Source organism: Amnibacterium kyonggiense (assembly GCF_004364555.1).
Lineage (GTDB): Bacteria > Actinomycetota > Actinomycetes > Actinomycetales > Microbacteriaceae > Amnibacterium > Amnibacterium kyonggiense.
Genome location: NZ_SOAM01000003.1, coordinates 533582 through 556347, shown reverse-complemented (window position 1 = coordinate 556347; position 22766 = coordinate 533582). Strand labels below are relative to the sequence as shown.

Here is a 22766-nt window from a genome sequence, read left to right as displayed (position 1 = left end):
CCGTCCTGCAGGAGTTCCCGCGTTCGACCGCAGGAACTCCTGCAGCACGGGATCAGATGTCGAGGGTGTCGCCCGGCTTCAGGGCGAAGTACTCGCCGCCCTTCGCCTCCGTGACCGCCTTGAGCCGGTCGTGCACGAGGCCGACGCCCGCGGCGGAGAGCACGCCGTCGTGCGTGCCGAACGCGCGCTTCGGCGCGACCTGCGTGATGTAGTCCATGCCCTCCGCGATCTTCATCCAGGGCGCGCCCGCGGGCGCCGCGAGGGTGTCGACCTCCACCCCAACGGGCACGTAGAACGAGTCGCCGGGGTAGTAGAGGCGCTCGTTCACGAGCACGCCGACGTTCTCGATGATCGGGATCGACGGGTGGATCTGGGCGTGGTTGCCGCCGAAGAAGCGGAGGGTCCAGCCGCCGACGTCGACCGTCTGCCCCGGGGCGACCGTCGTGATGTCGACGCCCTCCGCGGCGCGGACGACGCCGGACGGGCCGTAGACCGGCGCGTCCGGGTTGACGTCCCGGATCCGCTGCAGCTGATCGGCCGTCCAGTGGTCGGCGTGCTCGTGGGTGATGACCACGGCGTCGACGCCTTCGAGGCCGAGGATCGGGTTCGTGAGACCGCCCGGATCGATCACGAGGCGGCGTCCCGCCTCCTCCAGGATCAGCGCGGCATGCTCGAGCTTGGTGATGCGCATGCGGTGAGCCAACCACCGGACCGCCGAGGATCCGCTGCGCGGAGCGGAGGTGCCGTGTCGTCGTCCGGGTCGGAGGGGCGCCGCTCGCGCGCCCGGCTCCGGGTGCACCGGCTGCTCGACTGGGTCTGGCCCTCGTTCCCGACCTCGTGGGCGGAGGTGCCCGCCCGGCTCCGACCGTCCGCGACGCAGATCGCGCGCCTCACCGTCGCGGCCGTGGTCGCGTACCTCGTGGCGGATGCGGTGTCGCCGGGGATCCACGATCTGACGGCGCCGCTGACCGCGCTGCTCGTCGTCCAGGCGTCGACGGTCGGCACGCTGGTCATGGGGCTCGTGCGGATCGGCGCGGTGCTCACCGGCGTCCTCGTCGCCGTCCTCGTCACGACGTGGACCGGGCTGTCCTGGTGGAGTCTCGCGCTCGTCATCGCGGTCACCCTGGTGCTCGCGAAGGTGTTCCGGCTCGGCGACCAGTCGCTCGAGACGCCCATCAGCGCGATGCTCATCCTCGCCGTCTCCGCACCGGGCCTCGGCGCCGAGGGCCGGCTCGTGAACACGCTGATCGGCACGGTGGTCGGGATCCTGTTCTCCTTCCTCGTCCCCGTCGCGATCCCGAACGCCCAGGCGGGTGAGGCGGTCCGCCGGGTCGCCCGCTCGCAGGCGGCGCTGCTCGCGGAGGTCGCTCAGGCCCTCGGGGCGCGGGCGCCCGCCCGCGAGGAGGTCGCGGCGTGGCTCGAGTGGACCGGGCACGTGACGGAGGACACCGCGGTGGCGCGGGATGCCGTCCGCGAGGTGGAGCAGACGCGGGTGCTGAACCCGCTCGCGCTCACCACGGACGCGGTCCACCCGGCGCTCCGCGGCGCGCTCGACCGGCTCGAGCGGTGCCTCGCCGCCGAGCGGGCGCTGCTCGTCGTGCTCTCCCGGTCCGCCACCGGGGGAGGCGACGACGATCCGGCAGCGGCCGAGCTGCGCCGGGCGTTCGCGGTCGTGCTCGACGACGCCGCGACCGGCCTCCGCGCCTTCGGCGACCTCGTCGGTGCGGAGTACGACGGCAACGAGCCGGACCGCGTGCTCGCGAGGGAGCGCACCCTCGGCGCCGTGGGGGAGGCGCGCGCGGTGCTGACCGAGCTGACGCTGCTCGATCTCGACCCCCGGCAGCGACCCGACCTGTGGATGCTGCAGGGCTCGGTCCTCGCCTCCGTCGACCACGTGCTCGAGCAGCTCGACCTCGAGCGGGCGACGCCCGTCCACCTGCTCCGCCCCGACGTGACGGAGGCGATCACGATCGTCCGCCCGACCGCGGCGGTGCGCTTCCGCCGCCGGTGGCGCCGCCTCGTCCGGCGCCGCCGCTGAGCGCCGCCGCCGAGCGCCGCTGCCGCCATCGCTCCGGGGGCTCCGCGCGGCTGATGGGGCCGAGCGCACCGCCCCATCAGTCGCGCGCGGCCCCCGGAGCGCGGTGTTCGGAGCGGGCGGGCGGGTGTGGCATACTTGTCGACCGTTGCGCTCCTGCGCAGCGCGCGGCCCCATCGTTTAGCGGCCTAGGACGTCGCCCTCTCACGGCGGTAACGCGGGTTCAAATCCCGCTGGGGTCACGCACGACAAAACCCCCGGTCATCCGGGGGTTTTGTTGTTTCTGCGGTCGGTGCGACACGCTGGGTCAGGGGCGCCGTGGCAACAGATTGGCAACATTCGTCTGCATCGCCCGCTGATCGAGCACTGTCGCTACTGATGCCAGGTCGTCGTCGAACAGGTCCGCGTACACGTCGAGGGTGACCGCGGCGGAGGCGTGGCCAAGCATCCGCTGGACCGCTTTCACGTTCGCGCCGGCGCTCACAGCGAGGCTTGCCGCTGTATGGCGGAGCTCGTGCGGGGTGAGTCCCTCGAGACCGATCGCCGCCGCCGGATTGAACCAGCCGTTCCGAAAGACGTGGTTCCTCAGGTGAACGGCCGTACGCGCGCCGCGAAAGGCTGGTTGGTCGTCTGTTCGCCCCTGAAGCACGCTGTCGAGACCGCGCACGAGGAAGGCCGGAATCGCGACCGATCGGTGCTCGTAGTCCTTGGGTGGCTCGATGCGGGGATAGCCCTTATCCGCAACGATCGTCTGCCGGATCTCGAGACGTGCCCGGGCGAGATCGACGTCCATCGCACGGAGTCCGGCCAACTCGCCCCAGCGCAGCCCGCAGTACGCCAGGGTCAAGATCACAACGTCGTAGCCGAGCGCGCTGCCGTTCGACCGCTGTCCGACCTCGGTCGCGAGCGCGGCGACCTGGTCATGCGTCAGGTATCGCTTGCCACTTTTCACGGCCTTGGGCAGCTTCAGTCGCTGTGCGGGATTGGCGACGATCCTTCCGTCCTCGACCGCGAGGCGCAGGGCGCTGGACAACACGTTCACCGTCTTGCGCACGCTGTCTGGTGCGCCGGGCAGTTCGGACGCCCACTGCTGCACCTGAAGACGATTGAGCGACCAAAGTTGCGTGGAACCGAGCGCAGGGACGATGCGATTGCGGATGATGCCTTCGACGCGCGTCCTCGTCGTCGCGCGCATGTCCGTCCGACTCGTGAGCCAGACATCCATCCACTCACCAAGCGCCACTCGCGCTTTCGACGGGTCGATGTAGGCGCCTCGTTGCTTGTCGAGCTCGACGCTCGCCAAGAACAGCTCGGCTTCCTTCTTCGTGCGGAAGCCGCGCTTCTGCGTCTGCCCATGATCTGGACGGCGGTACAGAACGCGATACCGCTTGCCCTGCCCATTGGCATACGACTCGACCGACCCCATCAGTCCTCCTCGACGGCACCCACGTTCTCAAAATGCGGGCCGCCGTGCAGCGTCGCTGTGTATCGACGTCACAACGAGGTTGGGGTGCCGGGAGCAGGTCAAGCGGTTGGAATACAGCCTGGGGAGGGCGGGGCGGAGCGGGTCTAGACACTCACGCTCGTATCCGACGACGTCACTGTAAATCAGGCCTATGGAACCATGGCTGGCGATCGGCATGGTGCTAGCCGTAGCGTGACGACTCGTTCTCTGAAGGAGTCCCTTGTGACCGCTCCAGCCGTGGGAACCCGACCCGAGCCGATGCTCGCATTTGGGGTGGCGTACGCCAATCGCCTCGACGCGAGGTGCGGGGACTCCGAACCGTGCTGCGTGATCCGCACTCGAGACCTAGGAGGCATCGCTCGATGAAGCGAGTCTCACTGGTCGCCGTTCCCCTCCTGATCGTTGTCGCAGCCATCGGGATCGGCGTGTGGTTCTTCGGGGTTCGTGGAGTCGACACGAAACCCATCGCCACGCCGACATCGCGCAGTGCTGCGGCGTCCTCGGCCCAGATCGGTATGGAAGCGTCAAAGGCGCTCGCGCGACTCGCGTCAAATCCTGCCTCGCTGGTACCCAGCGGTCGAAGGGACTCGGTAAACATTGCCGACGCGGTTCCGTCGGGGTCGACGGTCGTAGTCGACCGGAAATCCTGGGCAATGGCGTCGCGGACGAGCGGGACGCTCCTTGCGACGTTGACGAGCCCGAAGCTGCCCCCCGCGACCTACCTCGTGTCGATGATGAAGGAAGGTGCACGATGGGTCGTGGTCGGCACTCTGCCTGTGAGCCAGTGACTCGCGGGATCGTTGGACTGCTCCTGGCGTCCGTCGTCCTCGCAGGCATCTCAATTGTGGGATTTGGTTTCCCTGCAGCGGCATCACCGGTAATGCTCGCTTCGAGCCCTTCGACAACAGGGTGCACCAACTCGCAACTGCAGTTGGCGCCAAAGCTGACGAGCGGCCCGGACAAGGACCCGAGCGGGTACCCGATCAGCATCTCGCCGGGCCCTAAAGGACTATTCGTGCCGGTGATCATGATCCACGGGTGGAACGGTCGGTCACAGCACGACGACACCCGGGCCGGCAATTTCTCCGGAAAGATCGATCTCACATCCAACGCCGCAGGGACCGTGGCTGCGCGCACGTCGCTCGTTGGGCAATTGCAGGACATGGCTGGCTCGGCGGTCTACACATTCGACTACCACCAATGGTCCGATCGGTGGGTGACCGATCCGCACATCGGGACAGCGCTGGCGACTGCGATTGACTGTCTGTTCCGAGCGTCCGGTCAAAAGGTCGTCCTCGTCGCGCACTCGATGGGCGGCCTCGCGATCGAGCAGACGTTCTCGCCGTCCATAAATGGCGCTGAGACGCGCGCTCGCGAGATCAGCACCATCATCACACTGGGGACGCCGTACAAGGGCTCGGTTATGGACAGCCTCGCCCACGGCGCCGTTCTCGGGGCAGGTGTGACCGGCGGCCTCGGCGGCCAACCGTTCCTGACGCTCGCCACCGCGATACTCGCTGCATGCGGGCGGGTCAGCACCGCCGACGCTGACAGCATCTGCACGAAGATCGACGCCCTTACCCCCGTGACCACGCTCGAGTCGGACGCGGCCAACGCCCTGCAGTACGGGTCCGCCGCTATCCGGAAACTTCCGGCGATCCCTTCCTCAATCCACCTGGTACAGCTGGCGGGGAACGCGGACTACATCACGAACAGCTCGTGGTTCCGACAGGCCGACCCGGCAACAACCCTTCATCTTGGCGACACCATCGTCACCTCAGGTTCCGCGATTCCGTCTCCGAGTCGTGAACACGATCAGACCACGTGCGCCTACACGGTCAACGTCTCCCGGGCGGCTCAGGATCAAGTCGGCGTCGCACTCGGCGTCGTCGCGAAGGTGGACGCGAAGCGACTCAGTGTGCCGATCGTCGACAGCAAGGTCCCATGCGGTCACGGTCAACTCACCAGGGACATCGAGCTTACGAACGACGTGCTCGGGTCGGTCCACGACGACATCGACACGCGGGTGCAGGCGTCCCTCAAGACGGCAGTCCGATCGATCACGGTTCCGGCGGGTGTCTGCTACGACAAGCCTGCCGTCCTAGAGAACGGCAGCTTCGCCATTCCTGGCACGAATGGCAACGGCGGCATCAGCCTCCTGGACTTCTACGACGGCGACGCAGCCAACCCCACATCGAAATCGATCGCCTTGCTCGCGGACGGGCGGTCGCGGATGTCCGATTTGGACCGCGGCGACATCGCGATCAGCCTCGGCTGTTCGGCCTCCGGGGCTGGTGGTGGTTACTCCTACATCGCCGTGTACAAGAACGACCTCAAACCCATCGGCCTTATCGATCCCGGCGAACTAACGACGGCAGGCGGAGCGGGACTCCCTGGATTCAGCGACGCGATCTTTGCTGACGGCAAGCTGCGCACCGACGTCGGATGGTTAGCAACGACGGCCGAGGGCACCTGTCCACAGACGAAGGTCAGGCTGGACTACACGCTCGCAAGAACCACAACTCTTGCGCACGGTCCGATCACGACACTGCAGGGCGACCCGGGATGCGGCGCGCGAGACTCCGCGGCGGTCCAGGCCGCCCCTTCGCGGATCCACACTGCCTCTTAACTTGCTCGATTTCGCGACAAGAGCGGCCTTTTTGACCCGAGCCTGGAGTACGTCTACAGCTGGGACTCGCCGGATCATTCCGTCCGATGCTCGACCGACCGAGCGCAAGAGGGCTCGGATTACCCCGCAGTCGGCTGCATGGCGATTGACCCTGCTTGGACACTTCCATACCGCACCCCGTGCGAGGCGGGCGGCTGGTCCGGATTCCTCTACGAGGAGGGCGGTATCGCTCCCGGATGCGGAAATACTGCGATCTCGGTGCGCGGGTACTCCTACAAGGCGAAAGTGCTTCCTGTCGGCGTGGTGATCGACGTGAACGGACTCACGTGCAGATCTCACCCCCACGGGATGTCTTGCAACTTCACTATCTTTGAGGGTGCGACGAAGAAGATCGAGGGATTCACGCTCTCAAAGGCCTCTTACGCCGTCAGTCCCTCGTACGCCATTGTTCGATGATTTAGTCGGCCGACTGCGTCCTCGTGTAGAGGCGAGCACTACTTCTTCGACGGCTACCGCCCTCGATTACTCGTCCAGTTGAACTGGGCGCGCCTCCGCAGATCTCTGAACGATGATCCGGCACTAACGAACCATCTCTCCATGCTCGTGATCCCCGCGATCTCGAGCATCCTCGATCACTAGAACAACTTCGCAAGGCACAGAACCTGATTCGGTTGTGCAGTTTTCGCGCGGCCTCGCGATAGTGTGAGCACGCCAGGGCGAGGCTCCGCTGCTCTACGCGATGGCCGATTCCCATGCACCGCACACGGGGAAGTACCCACCGGCGGAAAATGGATGGAGCTTGCTCTGAGGCGGGAAACTGGGTTGTGTCAAGCCACCTGCAGATTGTGACTTTTTCGGGGAGTAGCGCGCCGAGTGTGCGATTCCACAATTCAACTAGATGGGAAATCGAGGCGTCAGAGACGCAGGCCTCGTCTCAGGAGCACGAGACGTGCTCCGGCCGAGACGATTGTGACTGCGAGGGGCAGGCTTGTCTGCACGGCAGTGAACCACCGCGCTGCCTCCGCCTGCTCCGCCGTGAAGGCCTTATTCTCCGTGTCCTTTAAATACTCCATCCGTCCCGTTTCCATAAGGACGTTGATGAGATGTCTCTCCTGTTCCTCACTTAGGCTGGCTTGTTCGAGACGGCCGCTAATAGCCTTTCGGATATCAACCATCGCCTGATGGAACTCGGACTGGTGGGTGTCGTTCGCACGGAGGGACTCTTCAAAGATCTGTTCAAACACCTTCGAACTCTGAAGCGCGGTTTCGCGCAAACCAGGAACTTGGTCAAACAGCGTCTGTCTAAGAGACGACGGCATCTCTGGCAACAACGCTGCGAGACGCAGAACTTGCTCGTCGGTAAGGTCATGCAGTGAAGAAGTTTCAAGCAATTTCTTCACTGCTTCCTCGTCGTTCAGTGGCATGTGTCGAACCTTACGCAATAGTGGCTACGTTCACCCCGATCGGCCGCGTCCTCGCCGAACTTGCGACCGATTACGTTCGCTCGCGCTTGATGGGACCAGGGCGCGCGCACCTAGCTCCGCGTCCCTGCTGGCGAGGCGCAGCACGTCGACGTGCGGTTCGGCGCCGCGTACCTCGCCCTTCACCTCCTCAGTCGCGTCCGGGCCGGGCGTCGACGTGAGACAGACGACCTCGCGGTCGCCACACGGTCTACAGGTTGCAGAACTCGCAGATCTGGCCGCAGGGAGCTCGCGACCCTAGCCGGAGCTCTTCACGCCGCCGAAGGACGAATGCCGAGAGGACTCGGGGTCATGCCGTACCTGAACACGGCCCTCGCTGCAAGCGCGCGGGAGAACAATTCGATCTCCGCCTCGTCGTTCGACCACACGCGTAGACTGAGGTCGTCTGCTTTCGTGATCGATCGAACCAATACAGCGCGGCGACCGATCCGAACGCCTCCTCCATGACCAGCCGCATCTCACCCGTTTGGACGGCGTTCCAGGTCGGTGCGTATGACCGGCCAAGGGACTGTGGAGTGCGACCGCCGGCCACGATGGTGGCTCGTGCTCCCGAGCTTCGTCCGCCGGGCGTGCGAGTGACCGCTGTCCGCTTACGCGTAATCAGCGTGGAAGCACCCGAAGGTCACCCCATCTTGAGGGCGCGGCGTCGCGCCAAGCGAGGATGTCTGGTTCTTCCTTACCCTCGCGGTCCAAGATGTAATCGCCCAGCCCGAAATCGTCGTCTCCTGCCCACAGCGACTCTCGGCTCGTCGGAAGAGGGTCGGATCCCTGCAACGCGACCTGCAAGCATCTGAGTAGACGCTGCCAGTTGTCTCGACGCCCCTGCAGGAGAGGTCCGCTATTGAGAATCTCGCCAAGAACATCAAGTGTTGCTTCGCCGCGGCTGTCTCGCACCGGTGCGCCGTCCTCAAACCCGATTATACGGCTATCCAAATACCCTGTCAGGGGCATGAACCGGAAGACGTCCCAAGGGTCGTCGAAGTAGGGATTAATCAACTTCGGCACGCCTCGGGCGTCAAGAGGAAATTTTGTCCACTTCCGCCGATTGCACTCCGTGCAGATTAGCAGCATGTTCTCGAACGTGAACGCGTATGTTGGATACATTGACTTCGGTCTGAAATGTTCCACATCCGCTGCTCGGGAGTCGCTGCAATATGCACATCTCTTGCGTGCGCCGAGTGGTTTCGCAAGACTCTCGCTCAGACGACCGTACGACTTAAGTTTGCGAAAAGCGTTCCAGAGGTCGTCAACATTGCTCGGCGACGCGGAAGCTAGGGCTTGACGTTTAGTGAGCTCGGTGTGCACTCGAGGTGGGCAAGCTGCCGGTCCGATGCGTCGCATTAGTGCTCCGTCAGTCGGCCCTCGAAGAAGAGCTCCAGTTGCTCAAGTTCATCTGCGGCGCGTGCCTCGGCAGGTACTTCAACCTCGAACAATGCCAACTGCTGCAATTCGGCGTGTCGCTTCATTGCACGTATGACTCGGGGCGGCCGAGGCTGGCGGACCTGGAAGGCGGGCGAAGCTAGTACCTCGTCGGTATCTGCGGCCAGCAGGTGTTCGTATTCGGCTGCCGTTACTCGACGCGGTTCGTCTGACGAGCCTGGCGATGGGAGAACGTAGATGCGTCCGCCGGTAGCCGCCTGGCAGACAAGTGGGCTGTGCGTCGTGACGATGAATTGGATCAGCGGGAAATGCGACGTCAGCCAAGGTCCGATCTCTCTTTGCCAAGCTGGGTGCAAGTGAGCATCAATCTCGTCGATAATCACAACGGCCGGAGCTTTCAAGGAGACGCGGCCCTGCTCATCCCGGTGTACTCGATCAATCGCGTCGTCGTAGCACAGGAAAAGGTGTCGCACGATGTCAATCAGCATCGCAAGAGCCGCCCGATAGCCCTCGCTCATGTCTGACAGGCGGAGATGACGTCGATCTGCGTCCTTTAGCCACACGCCACTTGCGTCTACTCGATCGAATGTCATCCCGTTCCGGAGGAAGTCTGCGGACAGGATCTCCTGAACCACTGCCAGTTGCGCCCCTGCGCGCCGCTGTTGATCCTGCGTGGATGCCCTTGCGCTGACGTAATCAAGATCCTGAAGCCACTTCTCGGCCTCTCTGAGCGTGGCGTCCTCCATAAATAAGGTGGCGAACCGTGCTTTGATGGGGTCTGCCTCGAGGCCAGCTGCGGTCGGAGATGAGCCATATAGCCTGCGAAATGGTCCATATCCAATTCCAAGCCATCCCGCTGTGGCGAGTTGCCAGGGGCCCGTCTGTGCTCCTAGCTTCTTGTGCTTGAAGTGGTCGCTGGGACTCACGATCCAGGGTGCTCCGCCGGGCTGATCCTCGTCCATATGGACGTCAATTTCCGCCCAGAAGGTGTCTTTGTAGGGGTGCCCGCCGGCTCGAGTTTTATCGATACTTGCATCGGGGCGGATCTCCAAAGAAATCTCGCCGCGCTTCTGTCCGACAGTGACCCATCCGTCGTAGGACTGGATAAGGGATCGTGCTTTCTCGGGACCGAGAAGAGCTAGTGCGATGGACTTGAGGACGGTGGACTTCCCTGAGCCGTTGTCGCCCGTGATTACTGTCCACCCTGGAAATGGATTATCGGCTGGAGTGGGCTCGTCAGGCGCTAGTAGCCCGTCGACAGCGGAGAGAGCGGCAAGTTCCTTGCGCCGATCGCTGCGGTTAGGTGCCTCGTACATTGGGCAAAGGTCGAGGTCGATCTCCTCGAACCCTCGTACGTTCTTGCAGACGAGTCGACGGACGTACACCTGTGTCTCCTACTGGTCAGCGGGAGCTGGAGCCTGGCTTCGGCATTAGACCGCTCACCTATGCCTACACGATCGACGACCGTTGAAGCTTCAACGTACGAGGTGATCCGGGTGCAAGGCGGAGCGAGGTAGCAGGGGCTCTCGCGCCCTCTAGGTCGCGGTGAGCCTTGCCCGTTGACGAGGGCGGGTCCCCGGACGACCATCGGACGGCGGCGGGACGAGACCCCTCGTATCGTGCCTCGCCGTGTGCGAGGGGTCTTGCGAGGGGTTTCGGGCGTCTTGCCCTGTCCTGGCCTGCCACCTCGGCTGGCGCCGCTCGCGAACCACCCACACACAACTTGAAGAGCAAGAGCAGTTGTGTGTGGGTGGTTCGCGAGTGCAGGTGGCAGGCCAGGACAGGGCAAGACAGGTGTGGCGGGGGAGGTCAGGAGTGGAAGCTGGGTGTGGTGTTTTGCGGTGTTCAGGTGAAGTGTCAGGGCTGAGTGGCGTGGTGCGATTAGGAAGCGGTTCGTCGGTGGGGATCGGTGGATCGTGACGGCGGGGAAGCGAGTTTCGCCAACGTTGGTGGGGCCTAGTGGCATCCGACTGCTTCTGAGTGGCAGGCATTGAGGTGATGTGGCCATCTTCAGTGGACCGGGTGGACGCCATCCAGAGTTCTCGAAAAAGGGGGCGAGGCGCACCGGGCGGTCTTCAATCGCCGGCGGAATCGTCGTAGATCCGAGACCGAGTCTTGCTTGTCATGAGCGCGCGGCCCGCTTCGAGTGTCGCCGTATTGGTGAGTCTCGGTCTGCAGAAGGGGTTCTATCTTGGTGTTTAGTCGGACATCCCTTTCGTAAAGTGATGACCTATATCTATGTGCCCGACCTGAGTTTCGGGACGCGGGTAGGGCTCCTTCGCTGCTCAGCGAGGAGGGTCCAGTCCGCCGTGACTGACGCGGATTCGCCGGGGGCGAGATCGGTGAGTGCCCCAACGGGTTCCAGTTCGATGAGCCGATGCATCGGGCGCCATCCGCCGGAATCCTCAGGGGCGCGAGCGAGGGGGGTCTGGAGCCAGAGTTGGAACGGAGCGCTCTCCGGCGCGACGGGGCTCGGCGTGAATGAGAGCGCCAGGCGGGCTCCGTCGGCGAAGCGGCATCGGACCCGCCCCGTCGCATCGGGGAAGCCCAGCTTTGCAACGGCGTCGCCGAATCCGATCGAGACCGCATCCCGTTTCCGGGCGATGCGGACGTGACCCCACCACCGCACGAGCTCAGCCACGCGGCAGCCGCCGGCGCATTCGACTTCGATCGCTCCGTTCGTCTCGTCCTCGACGTCCACGGCGACTTGCATGACCTCCCACGGGGCGAACGTGCGGGGCTGCGTGGATCGGTTGGTGATTGTCGTCTTGATGCGGGCGCCGACGTCCGTGAGGACGATCGTCCTGGTCTGCTGCAGGCCGGTACGGGCGTCGACAGCGCTCCGTAGACGAATCGTGTCCTCGGAACGGCGGTCGAGGACCTCGTACACGCCGCCGTCGAAGACGTCGTCGGGCGGCCCATGCCATCCGACGTCAGCGATCCCGCGCGCCTGTGGCGCGGGCCACGACTTGTCGCCGCCCCAGTTCTGCCAGCTCTCCATCGGGGAGCCGGCCGGTTGCGGAGTTACTGGGACCCGCGGTCGGAACGCGTCGTCGAGCAGTGATGGGTCGTGCCAGAGGAACTCACGACTGCTGTGCCGCAGGGAGATCAGCCTGCCGCCGAGCGCCGGCAATACGACCGCCTGCACGGGACCCGAGTGCAAGCGGATCACGTCGTCGGCGGTCAGTCGTCGACTTCCCGAGTGAAGAGCAGGAGCTCGGGGAGGCTGGTGGCGAAGTAGTCGGTCGTGCCGTCCTCCCGGAGTGCGGCGGGTGGGAGCACGACCGGCCGCGCTTCGCCGAGCGAGGTAGGCGGCTCCGTTCGGGGGAGTCCGAGCGCGTCGCGCGCCTCGTCCCAGGCCGCGAGGACGCGGCCTTCGCCGCCCTCCCAGGGTTGGAATGAGCGTCCGTCGAAGAGGGCGAGCGCGTCGGCTGCGCGTCCGGCTGCGGTGCGGAGGCGTGCGAGTTCGACGGTCAGGTCATCGCGCTGCGAAACGAGCCGCTGGGCGGCTTCGAGCCGCGCCAGCCGATCCTGCTTGTCCCGGCCGAGCCGCTCGGCCAGCCGGTCCTGCTCGAACAGCAGGCGCGCGTCGTTCGGGTCGAGCGCGCGGGCCCGCTCGTATGACCGCCAGGCGAGGTCGTCGTCGCCGAGCACCGCATAGGCACCGAGCCCCAGGTTGCGATGGAGTGTCGCGTCCTCGAAGCCGGTTTGGAGGGCGTCCCGCCACGCATTCACGGCGTCACGGCGGCGTCCGGCTGCATAGAGGAGCATCCCGAGTAGCGCGGCAGCGAGACCATCGCCAGGGTCAGCCTGCCGGGCGGCGACGAGCGCATCGTGAGCGTCCAGTCCGTGAGGGAGGCACCACCGCCGATCGACTTCCGACGCGCGGCGACGCGCGGAGGCCGCCGTCTCCGGCCGGCCCGCCCGATCGGCGATGAGTGCGAGCAGATACAGGGCGATGGGGCGAACATTGCCGCAGGGGCCGATCTCGCTCGTCGCCGCCTGCTCGAGGAGGGCGATCGCGTCGTCCGTCGCTCCGGCTCCCGCGAGTTCCATCGCGAGGTCGACCGCGAGGCCACCATCCGCTGGGACTGCGCCGTCGGTGAGGTGCCGCAGCAGATCGTCGAGCGGGCTGTTCACCTGCGCTGCGGATACGCGGGCGCTGACGTCCTCACCGCGCCGTCGACCGAGCAGGATCCGCATCGCAACGAGACGGGGATCGTTCGCGCCCTCCTCGAGCAGCGCGAGCACATCATCCCGCGCCGCGTCGACGTCGCCCCGCTGCGCGCGCAGTCGAGCGGAGACGACGCCAGATGCCGCGCGCCACCCGCCATCCCACGCGGCCTTGCCGAGTGCTGCGATCGCCTCGCGCTCTCGACCGATGCGAGCGAGGATCAGGCCGAGCAGGTACCAGGACTCGGTGCTGCGCGGGTTCTCGTTGCGGAGCGACAGCCGGCGGATCGCCGCACGAGCGTGGTCCTCTGCTCTGTCGTACTCGGCGCGCCGGTAGGCGTGCCAGCCGAGCGCGAGGTGGACGCGCGAGTCACCGGGGTCGCGCCGCAACGCTTCTCGCCAGTAGGGCAGCGGTGACCGGGTCGGGTGCCGGTACTGCTCGAGGTGGAGGCCCGTGAGATAGAGCTCCTCCGTCGTGGGCACATCCTTCGGCGCAAGTGGCTCGGTCGCGGTCCAGGGCTCGTCGTCGTCAGGGACGGTGAGGCGCCACGAGACGAGCGATCGGGAACCGTCGAGCAGCTCGACGACGAGATCCTCGACCGCCTCGCCGCGGTAATCGGCTCGCAGCCGGTAGACCTCCCCCGGATCCATGGCCGTCGTGTGCTCGGCCAGCACTCGGGTCCCTGCTCGGACTTGCAGCCTGCCGGTGACGGGCCGGGTCACGGCGGTCGACACGGTGGCCGTCGTCGTGTCGAGGTCGACGTGCAGCGCCGCTTCCGTCGTGGCCTGGTGGGCCGGCCCGATGCCGGGGATCGGGTACCAGGTCTGCGTGAATCGGCGCACCTCGCCGGGCAGGAGCCAGGAGAAGTCCGGCTGGTTCTCTGTGTAGACGCCTGCCATCAGCTCGACGTACGGGCCGTCCTCGTCGGTGAGCAGGTGATCCCAGGCGTGCCCGAAGGGAGCGTTGCCCCAGGTCCATTGCTTCTTGCCCGGGGAAAATCGCCGATCGGCCCAATGCACGAACCCGGCTCCCGCCGCGTGGTCGTAGCCGCCGAAGAACGACTCCGCGGAGTCGACGATCATGTACGAGGTCGGGACCGGGATATTCGCGTAGAAGTCGATCCGGTCCGCTCCCGGTACCTCGCGGGCCCGGGCCGGGTAGTCGACGCCGTAGTAGGGCCGATCAGCCGCGGGGAAGGCGGTGATGGCGCGTCGGGCGTGGTCGGCGACGTAGCGCACGTCCTGCGGGAAGAAGGACTGGTAGTCCTCATGCACGCGAACCGCGGCGTTGGCCCACCAGAGGAACGACTGGCGCACATCGGTGCGGTTGTGCAGGCGGACGACCGCCTCGACCGTCGACCGGTCGGCATGCACTCGGATGCCGTGCACCGCCGCCATCCGCTCAAAAGGGTCATGGTCGGCGCACCAGACGGTCACCGACCCGTCGTCGTGCTCCTCGATGCGGGTCTCGACAGGCAGGAAGGTGGCGGGGCGGTGGTGCTGCGGCCAGTTGAACTCGACCCCGCCGCTGACCCACGGCCCGGTGAGACCCACCAGTGCAGGCTTGATCACCTTGTTCCGGTAGAAGAAGTCGTATCCGGTCGTCTTGTCGTGGCCGACGTGGATGCGGCCGCCGAGTTCCGGGAGGATCACGAGGCGCAGATAGCGGTTCTCGATGTGGATCGCCTGCCATGTGTGGTCCGTTGGTTCGGACGCGATGCGTTCGACGAATGGCAGCGGGTACACCCGCCCGCTCGACCCCTGGTAGACGCGGTGATCCAGGTACATCGGCACTGTGGACGGCGCCTCGGGGAGGTAGGTGGGCACCACGATCGGCTGCGACCAGGCCACGGCTGCGCCGTCCGCCAGCCTCGCTGCGAGTGCCGGCGGTGGGGGCGGGGTCAGTGGATCGACGGCGACCTCGGCGTCGGGGGTCAGCGTCATGGCTCCTCCTGGTTGTCGATGGGGGTGAGCACGAGGACGTCCGCGTCCTCGGCCCAGCGGAACGGCACGGTGAATGGCGGGCCGCCGGCGGTCACCGGTAGCGCGAACGCGTCTGATCGATATGAAGTCCCCGGCCGCAAAGCGACGGGCCGGATGCGGACGGCGTCGCGGTCCCGTCGACGCTCCCGGTCCCGGTCGAAGACGAGCAGCACCTGGCGCGGGTCGTCATCCGGGCCGCGGAACTCGATGGCGTAGGTCGGATCGGCGGGGTCCCCGTGAAAGTACGCTTCGCCGCGGTGCACGACGCCGCGTAGGTCCTTGTAGGCCGCAACCATCGCCGCGCCGCGCTCAAGTTCGACGTCGTTCCACCGCAGCAGGTCGGCGCCGACACCGAGCACCCCGCACATGGCGACGGCGAACCGGTAGCCGAGCGACGCGCTCGACCGGTCGACGGAGCCCGGCTCGTCGGTGACCCACGAGCTCATCACTGATGCCGGGTACGCGGTCAGGAAGCCGTGCTGGATGGCGAGTCTGTCGCGAGGTCCGACCTCGTCGCTCGTCCACACCACGTCGGATCGGGCGAGCACGGCGAGGTCGATGCGGGCACCGCCGCTCGCGCAAGCCTCGACGGTGACCTCGGGGAACTCGGAACGGAGCAGGTCGAGAAGCCGGTGGTAGGCGCGCACGTGCTGGATCGACCACTCTCGGCCGTGCGGGTCCCCGGGACGGCCACCATCCGTCACCGCGCGGTTCATGTCCCACTTGAGGTAGGTGATCGGCGCCGAGTCCAGCAGTCGGCGGAGGACGTCGGCGATCCACGCCTCCACCTCCGGGCGTCCGAGGTCGAGCACGTACTGGTTGCGGATCGTCAGAGCGGGTCGCCCGTCGGCGCGATAGATCCAGTCGGGATGCGCGCGAAAGAGGTCACTGTCCGGATCGACGCACTCCGGTTCGATCCACACGCCGAACCGCATACCGAGTCCTCGCACCCGATCCGCGAGGGGTCGTAGGCCATCAGGGAACTTCTGACTGTCCGGCCGCCAATCGCCAAGGCCTCGAGTGTCGTCGTCCCGGCCCGCGAACCAGCCGTCGTCGAGCACGAAGACCTCCGCACCGAGGCGCGCGGCGCGCTCAGCAAGGACTGCCTGGTGTTCCTCGCGCACGTTGAAGGTGGTGGCGTACCAGGAGTTGTAGACGACAGGCCGGTGGTGTTCGCCGTGGTCGCGCGCGAGCGTCCGCTCGTACTCGTGCCAGGCGCGCCGGATTCCGTCGCTCCCGGCGTCGCTGCGAACGCCGATCGACTCGGGCGATTCGTAGGTCTCGCCGGGCAGCAGCGCGACGACCGTCGTGTCCTCGTGTGGGCCGCCGGAGACGCGGACGTGGCGGCCGACGGCGGGCGATTCCGCTCGCATCCGCCATGAGCCGCTCCAAGCCAGCGCGATACCGTACGCCTCGCTCGTGTTCGTCGCGGCTGTCAGGGTCAGTACTGGCGCGTGCTCGAAGCCCGTGATGCCCATGCGGCTGCCGATGGAGAGCGTCGCCGCCTCGAGGTCGGTCGACCGTCGCCGCGTCTCGCCGGCCCACCAGCCGGCGAGGTGCTCGACTCTGACGTGTGGACCGAGGGGAAGGTTCCAGCCCGCACTGAACGCGCGACGCAGCTCGACGGCCTCGCTGCCGGTGTTGGTGAGTCGGACCCAGCGCCGAACCGCGTCGTGCTCCGGGGAGGTGGCGTAGTGCAGTTCGAGTCGGAGCGTGCCGGTCTCATCGATGAAGGGGACGGTCAGGCGGTGTGAGTCGGCCGCGAGGTCGTCGAGTACGGTCCAGCGCGCCCCGGTCCTGCCGTTCCCTCGATCGATCAGGAGCTCGGCGAATGCGGTGTGCCGTTGTCCGTCAGAAGCGAACTCGAGCGGGGAGACGTCCGACTCCGGCACCATGCCCACCACTCGGGTCGGCTCCGCCCAGGGAGCGGTCGCGGCTGGCGCACCCCAGTGGTCGAGCACGAGCCCGTCCCGTGCGGGCAGCAGGCTCACGATGTACGCCGTCCTGCGCGTCCGCAGCTCCCACTGTGGGCGCGGTTCGGTCGCCGTCACTTGTTCGAACCGAGGGTGAGACCGGACACGAACTGCCGTTGCGCGATCAGGAAGACCGCCGCGGTGGGTAGCGCGGCGATGACGGCGCCGGCAGCCACCACGTTCCATTGGCTGACGAATCCGCCTTGGATGTTGAGCAGCTCCGCCGTGATGGGGAACTTCGTCTCTGTCCGTAGGACGGTCAGCGCCCACAGCAGGTCGTTCCAGACCCAGGTTGTCGCGAGCGCCGCCAGCGCGGCGAGCGAGGGGCGGCAGAGCGGCAGCACGAGGCGGAGGTACGTCCGGATCTCACCGGCGCCGTCGACCTTGGCGGCCTCGAAGATCTCGCCGGGAATCGAGCGCATGAACCCGTGCAGCACGAACGTGTAGAACCCGAGGCCGAACGCGGTCTGCACGAGGATCAGCGCGAACAGGGTGTCGGCGATGCCGAGGCTGTCGCAGATCCGCGCGACCGGGATCAGCAGGATCTGCGGTGGCAGCAGGTTGCCGGCGAGCATGGTCAGCAGCAGTCCTCGGCGGAAGGGGATCTCGTACCGGCTGAGCGCGAAGGCCGCCCACGAGGCGAGCAGCAGCGAGAAGAAGACCGTGAAGGCCGTGATCACCGCGCTGTTGATCAGCGCGCCGCCAGCGAGCGCCTGGGTGAAGACCGTGGTGAATCCGTCGAACGAGAAAGATGCCGGGAGGGCGCCCAGCCCGTTCGAGGTGATGTCGGCGAAGGATCGGAATGCGACGAGGACGACGAACACCATCGGTGCGATCCACAAGGCGCTGAGTGGTGCCATGACGAGGTGGAACCCGATGCCGCGCAGGCCGCGGCGGCGACGCGGCGCGGGCACCTGGGCGCTGACGTGGGAGGGGGAGTCGATGGCGGTCATGTCAGTCCTCCTCCCGTGAGGCGCGCACGAGGTAGCCGATGATGAAGACGACGGCGAGTAGGAAGATGACGACTGCGATCGCGGAGCCGTAGCCGAGGTCGACGGTGCTGAAGCTCGTCTGGTACATGTAGGTCGAAAGCAGTTGGGTCGAGTTGTAGGGGCCGCCTCGGGTCATCGCCCAGACGATGTCGAAGGTGCGCAGCGAATCGATGACTGTGACGGCGATCACGACTGTGTTCACGCCGCGCAGCTGCGGCATGACGATCCGCCAGAACCGCTGCCAGCGGGTGGCGCCGTCCACTGCGGCGGCCTCCTCCAGCGTGGGATCGATTCCCTTCAATCCCGCCAAGTAGAGCACCATGATGTAGCCGCACTGGCGCCAGACAGCGGCGATGAGCACCGCGTACAGCGCGGTGTTCGGGTCGGCGAGCCATTGCTGCTCGAGTGAGCCAAGACCGATGCTGCCGAGGACCGTGTTGACGGCGCCCTCCGGCTGGTAGAGGAGGCGCCAGAACAGTCCCGTCACGGCGAGTGAGAAGACCATCGGCAGGTAGATGGCGCCGCGGTAGAGGCCGACGAACCGACGTGGTTTGTTCAGCGCGACCGCGAGGCAGAGCCCGATCACGATCGAGGCGCCGCCGAAGCCGACCATCCAGATCACGGTGTTGCCGAGCGCCTGCCCGAAGACGGGGTCGGTCGCCAGGTTCGCGAAGTTCTTCAGGCCGATGAACTCGGGCGCTCCGGCGCCGTTCCACTTCGTGAGCGCGATGTAGAAGCTGTTGACGGCCGGCCAGAAGACCAGTGCGATCTCAAAGGCGAAGGGCAGGATCAGGAACGCCCAGATGACCGGCGGCACCCGCTTGAGCCGCCCTCGGCGCCGCGGAAGACGGGTCGTCGCGCCGGTCGTCGTCGCGGCGCCGAGGGTCGCCGTCATGCGTCGAAGACGCGCTGAGCGGCGCTCTGCCAGGTCTTCAGAATGCTGTCGACCTGCTTCGGCTTGGCGAGGAACTGCGTCAGCGCGGTGTCAGCGGTGGTCTGGAGCGCGTCCGACGAGTCGCGGTTGAAGAACTGCGTGATCTGCTTCGTCTCGCCGAGCATCTTCAGCCCCTTTTGAACGAGCGGGGAGAACTTCGACGTGTCGACGTCGGACGAGGTCGGCAGGTTCGATGACTTCGATGCCTCGATGTACGCCTGCTGCGACTGGCCGGACGCGAGATAGGCCAGGAACTTCTTCGTGGCCTTCGCGTCTTTCGTCTTCGCGCTCGCGAAGTAGCCGTCCGTCGGGGCCTCCTCCGCCCTCGGGATGGACTGATCGATCACCGGCACCGTGAAGAAGTCGAGGTCGTCCGGATTCTCGGTGATGTTCTGACTGATGAATGCGCCCGTCAGGTACATCGCGTCCTTGCCCTGCACGAGCGGGGTGACTGCGTCCTGCCACGCGTAGGACGTCATGTTGGGGTCGAAGAACGGGATGAGCTGGTCGTAGTACGACATCACCTTCTTCACCTCGGTGCTGTCGAACGAGTGCTTCCCCGCCAGCAGTTCCTTGTGAAAGTCCGCGCCATTGATTCGGAGGTCGAGGATGTCGAACCAGCCGGACGCCATCCACGGCGTCGAGCCGATGCCGTTGGCGAGCGGATTGACGCCCATCCCCTTCAACTTCTCGCAGAGCGAGATGAACTCGTCCCAGGTGGTCGGGACGGAGACGCCCCACTTCTGGAACTTCGACTTCAGGAAGAAGACGCTCCACCAGTAGTAGTTCGTCGGAAGGAAAATCTGCTTGCCGTCGGAGCCGGTGGAGAGGTCCTTCAGCGCAGCCGAGTAGTTCGCCGCGGCGCCGTTGCCCTCCCAGAGGTCGGAGAGGTCGAGCAGGTAGCCCTTTGATGCGTAGTCGCGTGCGACGGAACCCGCGTACCAGGTGAGGACGTCGGGCGGGTTGCTCGAGCTGAGGTACGTCGACAGCTGTGCCCGGAACTGTTCGATGGCAACCGTGTTGAGGGTGACCTTGCCGCTCTTGTAGTCGGCAACGAGCTTGGTCAGTGCGGCTTTCGGCGCCGGGTCGGAGAGCGACGACTGGAGCGTGATCGCTCCGTTTCCGCCGCCGCCTGCGGCGGTCGTCGACCCGGATGTGGCGCACGAGCTGAGCAGGGCGGCGCCGGAGACGGCGAGCGCGCCGGAGAGCAGGCTCCTGCGGGTGAAGGCGTTGGCGGTCATATGTCCTCCTCGACATATCCGTCGACGGTGCGACGGCTGTGATGTGTGGTGCGGGGTCAGGTGGAGAGGAACAAGGCGTTGCAGTCGCGTTGGAGGTCCACGTCGGACCACATCGGGTGGTGCGGAGCTGCGTTCGAGCAGACGATCGTGCCCAGCGCTCCGACGCGCTTCGACTCACGGACCGCGAGGCGGCAGAACTCCGCGCCGACCGGCCCTTCCTCGAAGTTCCCGAAGAGCGGGGTGTAGCCGATCCACCCTTCGCCGAAGACGAGCGGGATGCCGCGCGCGGCCGCGAAGTCAGCGGCGACGTCGAGCCAGATGCGGAGGACGCGCTCCATCTCGATCCGGTGCAGCGAGTAGCGCTCGTAGAGGAAGCGGTCGAAGGCAGCGGCGTCGACCCAGTCGTGCAGGAAGATCTCCGGTTTGCCGACGATGGTCGCGTCCATCTTCCAGCCGGTGTCCTCGGGCAGCACCCAGCTCACCGCGTCCGGTGCGCCCGCTCGGAGGATCCCGGCGGCGTCGACGGCGGCACGCGGAAAGTCGGTGAGGCTGCCGCGGAGGTCGAAGGCCTCGGTCGTCTCGTCAAGGACGCCGTAGACGTACGGATGGAACACGGCGACATCGATCTCGCTCGGGATCGCCCGCATCGCGGCAACCGGCACCCTCGAGTAGTTGACGGTCACCGGTCGACTGGGCTGCAGCTCGTGGAACCGACGGAGCCCGCGACTCAGTCGGGGCCTGAGCGCGACGACCGCTTCCGCGTCGTGGGTGCGCCAGTCGGGCAGTCCGTCCGCGAGGTGCCCGGTGTGGACCTCGTTGTGCAGCTCGGTGAAAGCGATCAGGTCGCCGAAGCCGTGCTCCTCGACGAAGTCGATCAGTCCGGACAGGGCCTCGGCGAGGGCGACCGGGCGGTCGTCGGGGGCGACAGCCTCGAGAGCCTGCCACCAGTCCGGCGTGGTCGAGAAGGACGATGACTGCTGGTACTCCCAACTGGACAGGATCACGAAGAGTCCATGCGCCCGGCAGGCCGCGAAGAGGTCGAGCAGCTGCTGCCGACCGTCGAAGGTCGTCGGCGACTTCACGTCGTACCAGCGGACGCGCTGCGCGTACTCACCGCCGAGGCGGTCAAGCTTCACTGTGCTCGCGTCGAGCCCTGAGCCGAACAGAAGGAACGGCATCGCGCAGATGCGGACCGTGTTGTAGCCCCGCTCGGCGGTGTCGGCTGCAGCGCGATCCAGGTCCTCGAACGGCTCGCCCGCCCCGGTCCGGACGTACCAGGAGAAGTCCCAAAGGCAGATCGTCAGCCGGGCCGGCGCGGCTGCCGGGATCGGCACAGGTCGATAGACCGGAGGAGCATTCTCGTCATCGAGCATGACGGCATCGTAGGAAGGCGCTGAGGCGCCTCTGAATGGCGGATTCGACGGAAGACCTGGACGATCCTCTGACCGGGACATAGCCTCCGTGCATGCTCGTGCGCGACGGCTTCCCCGGTCAGCGGTTCCGCGTACTGCCCCGGCCGCTCGTCGAGTCGGCCCTCCGAGAGCCGGTGACGCGACGCCTGCTCGTCACGGACGCCGGCTATTTCCCGCACGCCGCAGCGCACGGTCGGGTCCGGCCGCTCGGGGCACCCGAATCGATCGTCATGGTGTGCACGGCCGGATCGGGCGTCGTGACGGTCGCGGGCGTCGCGCATCGCGCCTCAGCAGGGGACGCGATCGTGCTGCCCTCTGGCACGCGGCACAGCTACGTCGCCGATGTGCTCGACCCCTGGAGCATCTGGTGGATGCACGTCGCGGGCGCGGACAGTCGCGAACTGGTCGAAGCCATCGGCGTTGCGTCAGCTCCTGTCCTCCGGCTCCGCGAGCCCGCGAGTGCCGCGGCGGCCATCGAAGGTGTGGTCGCCGTGCTCGAACGGGACGAGACGATCCCTACCCTGTACGCCGCCGCGGGATCGGCGTGGACCATGCTCGCCAACCTGGCTGCTGAGCGCCGTAGGGGGCCGGGATCCGACGGTGACCGCATCCGCGCCGTGCAGGATCACATCCGATCGAACCTCACCGCACCGCACACCGTTGGGGCCCTTGCTCGGAGGGTCGGCCTCAGCGCATCCCATTTCTCTGCCGTTTTCCGCCGAGCGACCGGGGTCCCCGTCATGGAGTATGTCAAGCGGCTGCGCAGCGCTCGAGCCCGAGAACTCCTGATGACGACGGACCTCACCGTCGCTGAAATCGCGGAGCGCGTCGGCTATGCAGACGCCTTCTACTTCTCGCGTCAGTTCCATGCCGTAAACGGGACTTCTCCACGGGCCTTTCGTGCGCGGGGGCGGCTGGACGAGGCGGTCGGATCCGAGTCCACGGCGTCGGAGTAGCCGGTCAGCGCCCGGTGCGGGCAAATCGCGTCTTGGATCATGCGATCGGATCCGCGCTGCCCTGACGGGCAGCACTCGCGACACCGCGCATGACACAGCTGCGCATCCCGGC

Annotated in this window: 15 protein-coding genes and 1 tRNA gene; 5 read left to right on the top strand and 11 right to left on the bottom strand. The window is 66.4% G+C overall.

What is annotated here, in order from left to right; genetic code table 11:
* Window positions 1-52: 52 nt before the first annotated feature.
* On the bottom strand, window positions 53-691 hold the full coding sequence (locus tag CLV52_RS15895) for an MBL fold metallo-hydrolase (RefSeq protein ID WP_133767322.1): 639 nt from the start codon (window positions 689-691) through the stop codon (window positions 53-55).
* Window positions 692-745: 54 nt separating this feature from the next.
* Here CLV52_RS15895 and CLV52_RS15890 point away from each other — a divergent pair, with 54 nt between their 5' ends.
* Window positions 746-2038 (top strand): FUSC family protein, encoded by a 1293-nt coding sequence (locus CLV52_RS15890; protein WP_162850890.1) that lies wholly within the window; start codon window positions 746-748, stop codon window positions 2036-2038.
* Window positions 2039-2204: 166 nt separating this feature from the next.
* Window positions 2205-2277, top strand: a tRNA-Glu gene (locus CLV52_RS15885).
* Window positions 2278-2342: 65 nt separating this feature from the next.
* Here the strand turns inward: CLV52_RS15885 and CLV52_RS15880 are convergent.
* On the bottom strand, window positions 2343-3461 hold the full coding sequence (locus CLV52_RS15880; protein ID WP_133767320.1) for a site-specific integrase: 1119 nt from the start codon (window positions 3459-3461) through the stop codon (window positions 2343-2345).
* Between the two features lie 401 nt (window positions 3462-3862).
* On the opposite strand from CLV52_RS15880, the gene CLV52_RS15875 reads away from it, so the two are divergent.
* Together CLV52_RS15875 and CLV52_RS15870 are read left to right on the top strand one after the other, a co-directional pair.
* Entirely contained in the window at window positions 3863-4288 is a 426-nt protein-coding gene (locus CLV52_RS15875; protein WP_133767319.1) for a hypothetical protein, read from the top strand.
* A gap of 227 nt (window positions 4289-4515) precedes the next feature.
* Complete coding sequence (locus CLV52_RS15870; protein ID WP_162850889.1) at window positions 4516-6129, top strand: esterase/lipase family protein; 1614 nt, start codon at window positions 4516-4518, stop codon at window positions 6127-6129.
* A 914-nt stretch (window positions 6130-7043) separates the two neighbouring features.
* Here CLV52_RS15870 and CLV52_RS15865 read toward each other — a convergent pair.
* The 9 genes from CLV52_RS15865 to CLV52_RS15825 all read right to left on the bottom strand — a co-directional run bounded on the left by CLV52_RS15865 (window position 7044) and on the right by CLV52_RS15825 (window position 21659).
* Window positions 7044-7553 (bottom strand): hypothetical protein, encoded by a 510-nt coding sequence (locus tag CLV52_RS15865; RefSeq protein ID WP_133767317.1) that lies wholly within the window; start codon window positions 7551-7553, stop codon window positions 7044-7046.
* Window positions 7554-8950: 1397 nt separating this feature from the next.
* Window positions 8951-10375 carry an AAA family ATPase gene (locus CLV52_RS15860; RefSeq protein WP_133767316.1) on the bottom strand — a complete coding sequence of 475 codons (1425 nt, stop codon included), beginning with the start codon at window positions 10373-10375 and terminating at the stop codon, window positions 8951-8953.
* 851 nt (window positions 10376-11226) lie between these two features.
* Window positions 11227-12138, bottom strand: a complete 912-nt coding sequence (locus CLV52_RS15855) for a hypothetical protein (protein ID WP_133767315.1) — start codon at window positions 12136-12138, stop codon at window positions 11227-11229.
* A 35-nt stretch (window positions 12139-12173) separates the two neighbouring features.
* The gene (locus CLV52_RS15850; RefSeq protein ID WP_133767314.1) at window positions 12174-15107 is read right to left on the bottom strand and encodes a DUF5107 domain-containing protein; all 2934 of its coding nucleotides are present in this window, start codon (window positions 15105-15107) and stop codon (window positions 12174-12176) included.
* Complete coding sequence (locus CLV52_RS15845; protein WP_246018193.1) at window positions 15104-17041, bottom strand: alpha-galactosidase; 1938 nt, start codon at window positions 17039-17041, stop codon at window positions 15104-15106. Before CLV52_RS15845 ends, CLV52_RS15850 begins: the two co-directional genes overlap by 4 nt.
* Before the next feature lie 152 nt (window positions 17042-17193).
* Window positions 17194-18072 (bottom strand): carbohydrate ABC transporter permease, encoded by an 879-nt coding sequence (locus CLV52_RS18990; RefSeq protein ID WP_133767312.1) that lies wholly within the window; start codon window positions 18070-18072, stop codon window positions 17194-17196.
* 1 nt (window position 18073) lies between these two features.
* The gene (locus CLV52_RS15835) at window positions 18074-19006 is read right to left on the bottom strand and encodes a carbohydrate ABC transporter permease (RefSeq protein ID WP_133767311.1); all 933 of its coding nucleotides are present in this window, start codon (window positions 19004-19006) and stop codon (window positions 18074-18076) included.
* Window positions 19003-20286, bottom strand: coding sequence for an ABC transporter substrate-binding protein (locus CLV52_RS15830; protein ID WP_133767310.1), 1284 nt, complete (start codon window positions 20284-20286; stop codon window positions 19003-19005). The genes CLV52_RS15835 and CLV52_RS15830 overlap by 4 nt, the downstream gene beginning before the upstream one ends.
* Window positions 20287-20342: 56 nt before the next feature.
* Window positions 20343-21659, bottom strand: a complete 1317-nt coding sequence (locus CLV52_RS15825; protein ID WP_133767309.1) for a cellulase-like family protein — start codon at window positions 21657-21659, stop codon at window positions 20343-20345.
* A 92-nt stretch (window positions 21660-21751) separates the two neighbouring features.
* Here CLV52_RS15825 and CLV52_RS15820 point away from each other — a divergent pair, with 92 nt between their 5' ends.
* Window positions 21752-22654, top strand: coding sequence for an AraC family transcriptional regulator (locus tag CLV52_RS15820; RefSeq protein ID WP_133767308.1), 903 nt, complete (start codon window positions 21752-21754; stop codon window positions 22652-22654).
* Window positions 22655-22766: the final 112 nt, after the last annotated feature.